We start from the raw sequence: 1,741 nt of genomic DNA on the forward strand, positions 1-1,741 counted from the left end.
CGGAGATGTAGGCCTCGCCGCCCGCCGTGGCCTTGCTGGCAACCATCAGCAGGTTGTCGCCGGCCTCGATGCTGAGCGAGCCGCCGGCAGTCAGTTCGGCCGCCTGCTGGCGCACGCTGTCGTGCTGCTTCTCGGTCTTTGTGTTGCTTTTTTTGCCTATTACAGAACTCGTCGGCGACAGCCATGAGCATCACCAGCGAAGAACGTGTATTTTTCATTGCCTAGGGCGAACGCATTGCCCGCCTGCGCAAAGAACACGGCATCACCCAAACCCAACTGGCTGAACGGCTGGGAGTGTCTCAGCAGACCATCCAAGCCTATGAATCCGGCAAGCGGCGTATCCAGGTAGCGGCGTTGCCGGAGCTGGCCCGGCTGCTTTCGACCACACTCGAAGAACTGTTTGGTCAGCAGCAGGAAACCACTGTGCGTAAGCGTGGCCCGGCTCCGAAATGGCAGCAGCAATTGGAGGCCATCGACCAACTACCCAAGAGCCAACAGAAATTCGTTGCGCAGATGCTTGATGCCCTGATCGCTCAGGCCACGACTAAAGCGAGCAGCGAAGGACGGGAGGTTTTGCAGTAAGCAGATAAAAAAACACCGGCACGAGGCCGGTGTCAGATCAACTCGAAACCTCTACACATTAGGTGCACCGACTAAAAGCCAAGCGTAAGGCCGCACCTACATCGGAAGGACTACTACCGCTGGGGATAATGACATAGTCACTCTCACTTAGTCCCTTACCACTCCAGGCTTCTAGCTTTTCGTGATGGCTAGGACGAATAGTTATCTGGTCCCCCTTACTTTCGATACTGCATTTTTTCATATCTTTAAATAATGCACGCTTATTCTTGTAGCTATAGCGCTCCAAAGTACTGCCAACCCATTGATCATATCGTTGACTGGTCAAGTCGTAGTCGTATAAATCCATATCAAACGTAGCTTCAGGATGAATCCAAACATCCTTACGCGGCTCGGGAAGCACAAATCGGCTATGGGCCAACGCATCCAATACCACAACACCTAACTCTTGATCACTGATTTCAGGGCTGGCGTGATGCTCGACACCCTGTGGATCAGCTCGACTACTCCGATAGCCAGAATAAGTTTTAACGTAAATAAATTCCTTATTGACTCCTGCATCCGCCCAGGCTGTTTTCACGACATCGTTCATCTTAATTCACCTTGGTAATTTTTACCGTAATGCCTTTGCTCTGACCATATTCAATGGCTCTATTGATTTGTTCCCATTGAGCGCTAGTCGTGGCTTCAGGAATGGCAACTTGTAATTCGCGAGCGGTAATTTGACTTGCAGTAACTGTCACACCCTTCAAGCCAGATTCAGAAAAATTAGCAGCGGCATCAATATTTCCTTTGAGCGATGAATATACTTGGCTCGGATTAGCAAGTTTGGCAGCAGTCGTCGTATCAAGTGTTTTGGCGCTGGTCGCTATACCAGTGGTTTCGTCAAAAAAGTCAAACGTCTTGAAGTTAGGCGGTAGTCGAGAGCCTGCTGGCAGTTGCGTCCCAAGGTAATCCTCCCAAGGCATTCCTTGACCTTGAATACCCTTGCCCCACTCAATCCCAGTAGTAGCACGGTCTACCGCCCCGCCAGTTGCTTTTGCACCATTTTTTTCCCCGCTTTGCAACATCCCCGCCAGCTTCTCAAGCCACCCTGGCGTTTTCGAAGCCACAGCTTTAGCAGCACTTCCCAGCGAAATAATCGCCAGCGCCAGTTCCGCTT

3 protein-coding genes are annotated in these 1,741 nt (G+C 51.4%); 1 reads left to right on the forward strand and 2 read right to left on the reverse strand.

Going from position 1 to position 1,741, the window contains the following annotated elements; translation table 11 throughout:
• The first annotated feature begins 234 nt into the window (after positions 1 to 234).
• Complete coding sequence (locus QMX96_RS26645) at positions 235 to 582, forward strand: helix-turn-helix domain-containing protein (RefSeq protein WP_218568499.1); 348 nt, start codon at positions 235 to 237, stop codon at positions 580 to 582.
• Between the two features lie 58 nt (positions 583 to 640).
• On the opposite strand, the gene QMX96_RS26650 is transcribed toward QMX96_RS26645, so the two are convergent.
• Together QMX96_RS26650 and QMX96_RS26655 are read right to left on the reverse strand one after the other, a co-directional pair.
• A complete protein-coding gene (locus QMX96_RS26650) occupies positions 641 to 1,171 on the reverse strand; it encodes a contact-dependent growth inhibition system immunity protein (RefSeq protein ID WP_078482018.1) in 531 nt (176 codons plus the stop codon).
• A 1-nt stretch (position 1,172) separates the two neighbouring features.
• Positions 1,173 to 1,741 (reverse strand): hypothetical protein (locus tag QMX96_RS26655; protein WP_282362719.1); only part of this gene is annotated, 569 nt, incomplete at its 5' end.

This window comes from Pseudomonas sp. PS01300 (assembly GCF_029960155.1).
GTDB classification, from domain to species: domain Bacteria; phylum Pseudomonadota; class Gammaproteobacteria; order Pseudomonadales; family Pseudomonadaceae; genus Aquipseudomonas; species Aquipseudomonas palmensis.

Bases quoted from the DNA above. Each gene is read 5' to 3' on its own strand.
- QMX96_RS26650 (WP_078482018.1), bottom strand. From the start codon at position 1,171: ATGAACGATGTCGTGAAAACAGCCTGGGCGGATGCAGGAGTCAATAAG.